The organism is Shewanella sp. 10N.286.45.A1 (assembly GCF_041470405.1).
GTDB lineage: Bacteria > Pseudomonadota > Gammaproteobacteria > Enterobacterales > Shewanellaceae > Shewanella.
Genome location: NZ_JBFRMK010000365.1, coordinates 1 through 3,584, shown reverse-complemented (window position 1 = coordinate 3,584; position 3,584 = coordinate 1). Strand labels below are relative to the sequence as shown.

Here is a 3,584-nt window from a genome sequence, read left to right as displayed (position 1 = left end):
GGCATTACGCATTAGCGGCTTTTTTATTGGACTGTTTAGGTAAGCTTAATTGTTTTGATAGTGACTAATCTTCCGGATATACCTTATCTTTAAACTCACATAAGTCTTCAATTATACAGCTACCGCAACGAGGCTTTCTAGCGATACAGGTATAACGACCATGCAGAATTAACCAATGATGCACATCGACTTTAAACTCTGCAGGAACGACCTTTAGAAGTTTCTTTTCAACTTCTACAACATTTTTGCCCATTGCGAACTTTGTTCGGTTCGAAACCCTATCAATGTGTGTATCTACGGCTATGGTAGGCCAACCGAACGCGGTATTAAGCACAACATTAGCTGTTTTCCTGCCTACGCCTGGCAGCGCCTCTAGGGCTTCTCTGTTTTCAGGGACTTCACCGTCGTACTTTTCAACCAGTATTTCACAGGCTTTGACAACATTAATCGCTTTGTTGTTATAGAGCCCAATAGTTTTAATATAACCTTTAAGACCTTCAACACCGAGCGCAGCGATAGACTGAGCAGTATTGGCCACAGGAAACAGTTTGTCTGTTGCTTTATTGACACTGACATCTGTTGCCTGCGCCGAGAGCGTGACTGCGACGAGCAGTTCAAAAGGGCTAGAGAAGTTGAGCTCAGTCTCAGGCTTTGGGTTGTTCTCTCGTAAACGCTCTAAAATAAGGCGACGTTTTTCTGTGTTCATATGCCACTATCCATCTGTTGTTATTATTTAAGGATGTAACTCTTAATCGTCTATTTGTTTGGTACTAATTTACTTTAGTTATTCTGACTCTAGCTGGCGCTTCCTGTTCAACTTTAGGCTGTCTAGCTTCAATATAGTTATCAATAACATTCTTAAGCGCAATGAGTAGTCCCATACCGATAAAAGCACCGGGTGGAAGCATAGCCAGTAGGAAAGTTGTATCGACCTGCCAGATTTGAATCGTTAGTCCTTTAGCCCACTCACCGAGTAACTGGTCAGCACCATAAAATAGCGTACCTTGGCCTAAGATCTCTCGGCTTGCTCCCAGCACACAAAGTACTAGCGTAAAGCCTAAACCCATCATGAGTCCGTCAAATGTCGACTTTGCAACACTATTGCGAGATGCGAAAGCTTCTGCTCTGCCAATAATGACGCAGTTAGTTACAATCAGCGGCAAAAATATGCCAAGCGAAAGATAAAGCCCATAAGCATAAGCGTTGATAAACAGTTGAACACTGGTGACCAAAGCCGCGATAATCATCACAAATACAGGGATGCGGATCTCTTTTGGTACATAGTCTCTGACGAGTGAAACTAAGATGTTCGATCCAATTAATACCAGCATAGTCGCTAAACCGAGCCCCAATGCATTGGTCAAGGTCGCTGTCACAGCGAGTAGGGGACACAAGCCTAAAAGCTGAACCAGTCCTGGGTTATTTTTCCATAGGCCTTGCCAAGCTAGTTCTTTGTAATCACTCATCATCTACCTCACAACTCGCAGGTGCACTCAGTAACGCTTGTTTGTTTTCATTGAAATACAGTGTTGCCAATTTCACCGCTTTAACGTAGGCACGCGGAGTGATAGTGGCACCAGTAAATTGGTCAATTTGGCCACCATCTTTTTTGACATGCCAGCGTTTATCTTTTTCAGAAGAGACGCTAAGCCCATTAAACTTGGTTACCCAATCAGACTTGCGAAGCTCTATTTTATCACCCAGTCCAGGTGTTTCTTGGTGAGATAAGGTTCTGACTCCAAGTACTTCGCCAGCTTGATTTAAGCCTATAATTATTTTGATATTACCGTTATATCCGTCGGGTGCTACAGTTTCAATTGCTATCGCAACTCCATCGCCATTACGTGTAGCGATATAAGCAGGCAAAGGCTTAGTGGTGCCTAAAAACTCACTACTTTCAATCGTGATGCAGTGCTCCGTGAGCTCATTATCATGGATCTCATCGGGAATAATCTGATGCAGCACTCGTGAAAGCTCAATCTGCTCTTGTTGCTTTATTTTTGCAAAGGTAAGTTGGTTCACTATTGCAACAAGCCCAGTACAGAGCAAGGCAAATAACCCTAGCAGTAAGCCATTTTTCAACATTGATTTTTTCAAAATTTTGTCTTTAACCTAATCGTCGATAACGTCTATTTTTAGTTACTGTATTTCTTCGATAAAATTGCAACTACGCTATTGTTAACTTCCTGCACGGTGACCATAACTTCTTGGCTTAATATAGTAGTCGATAAATGGCGCACATAAATTGGCTAACAAAATGGCGAATGCAAAGGCATCAGGATAGCCACCATAAGTGCGGATAACATAGACCAATACGCCAATCAAAGCGCCAAACAATAGTCGCCCACGGACACTGGTTGCTGCTGTAACAGGGTCGGTAGCAATAAAGAATACCGCTAGCATAGTTGCACCAGAAAACAGTTGAAATAACGGGCCTATGTGAGTATCCGGGCTTAAAAGATAACCAAAGCTACTGCAAACGAAGAGTGAAGCGAGTATACCTACACTGATCTGCCAGCGGATCACCTTTAATTTAAGCATGGCTAAACCACCGATTAAATAGGCGACATTGACCCAGAACCAGCCAACCCCGAAACCGTCTGAAAAAATGGATTTTGATAGGCTTTCAGTAATAGTGAGTCCAAGTGATAGATCCGTTTTAACCGTATCCAGTGGGGTCGCCATTGCGATGCCGTCAATGCCGTACTTGTAGATTGAGAGTTGTTCAGGCGTTAGTGCGCCAAAAATAGCGCTAAGCGTGAGCCCCAAATCCATTGGTGTTTGTGCTAATGATAAAGGTACAGACCAACTTGTCATTTGAACGGGAAAGGAGATAAGCAACATTACATACGCTGCCATTGCAGGGTTGAAGATGTTTTGACCAAGTCCACCATAGAGATGTTTAACGATTACTATGGCAAAAATAGTACCAACCACAACCACCCACCAAGGTGCAATAGAGGGGATAGAAACACCAATCAGCAGCGCAGTAAGCACTGCACTGTTATCACTCAATGTTGGCATTATTGGACGTTTACGCAGTTTTAGCACCGCAGCTTCACTTAGAAGTGCAATGGTTATTGCCAGCATGACTTGTACTAATACACCCCAGCCGAAAAAGTAAAACTGGGCTGCAACGCCAGGTATTGCGCATAAAATCACTCTGCGCATTACGCTCTGCGTTTGCAGTTGCACTTTTAAGTGTGGCGATGACGCTAACTTAAATGCCATGAATTATTCCTTCTCTTCCAGTTTAGCTTTTGCTTTTTTTGCCTTCGCTTTTGCAACAGCTGCCGCTATACGAGCTTTCTTAATCTCTTCAGGCGACTGCGGAGCGTCAGTTTGCGAGTTCAGCTGGCCATTCTCTACGGTATCCATTTGAGGTGATTCAGCACTGGCTGCTGTTTGCACCTTTTTAGCCTTAGCTTTGGCAACAGCAGCGGCGATACGAGCTTTCTTAATCTCTTCTGGCGACTGCGGAGCGTCAGTTTTTGAGTCTAGCTGGCTACTCTCTACTGTATCACTTTGAGGTGATTCAGCATTGGTTGTTGTTTGTGCCTTTTTAGCCTTAGCTTTGGCAACAG

Annotated in this window: 4 protein-coding genes and 1 pseudogene; all 5 read right to left on the bottom strand. The window is 43.6% G+C overall.

Translation table 11 applies throughout. The features are described from left to right. Positions 1–64: 64 nt before the first annotated feature. Positions 65–706: an endonuclease III gene (gene nth / locus AB4238_RS21280; RefSeq protein ID WP_372035499.1), complete on the bottom strand. Its 642-nt coding sequence runs from the start codon at positions 704–706 to the stop codon at positions 65–67. 64 nt (positions 707–770) lie between these two features. Beyond that, positions 771–1,466 carry an electron transport complex subunit E gene (locus tag AB4238_RS21275; protein ID WP_220738027.1) on the bottom strand — a complete coding sequence of 232 codons (696 nt, stop codon included), beginning with the start codon at positions 1,464–1,466 and terminating at the stop codon, positions 771–773. After that, positions 1,459–2,085 carry an electron transport complex subunit RsxG gene (gene rsxG / locus AB4238_RS21270; protein WP_372035501.1) on the bottom strand — a complete coding sequence of 209 codons (627 nt, stop codon included), beginning with the start codon at positions 2,083–2,085 and terminating at the stop codon, positions 1,459–1,461. Before rsxG ends, AB4238_RS21275 begins: the two co-directional genes overlap by 8 nt. A 93-nt stretch (positions 2,086–2,178) precedes the next feature. Then, the gene (gene rsxD / locus AB4238_RS21265; RefSeq protein ID WP_372035497.1) at positions 2,179–3,231 is read right to left on the bottom strand and encodes an electron transport complex subunit RsxD; all 1,053 of its coding nucleotides are present in this window, start codon (positions 3,229–3,231) and stop codon (positions 2,179–2,181) included. A gap of 3 nt (positions 3,232–3,234) precedes the next feature. Continuing rightward, positions 3,235–3,584, bottom strand: a pseudogene (locus AB4238_RS21260) (electron transport complex subunit RsxC); the annotation flags it as partial.

What these genes read in the sequence shown, in the direction of transcription:
- rsxD (WP_372035497.1), bottom strand. Translation starts at nt 3,231, where the DNA reads ATGGCATTTAAGTTAGCGTCATCGCCACACTTAAAAGTGCAACTGCAA.
- nth (WP_372035499.1), bottom strand. Translation starts at nt 706, where the DNA reads ATGAACACAGAAAAACGTCGCCTTATTTTAGAGCGTTTACGAGAGAAC.
- rsxG (WP_372035501.1), bottom strand. Translation starts at nt 2,085, where the DNA reads ATGTTGAAAAATGGCTTACTGCTAGGGTTATTTGCCTTGCTCTGTACT.
- AB4238_RS21275 (WP_220738027.1), bottom strand. Translation starts at nt 1,466, where the DNA reads ATGAGTGATTACAAAGAACTAGCTTGGCAAGGCCTATGGAAAAATAAC.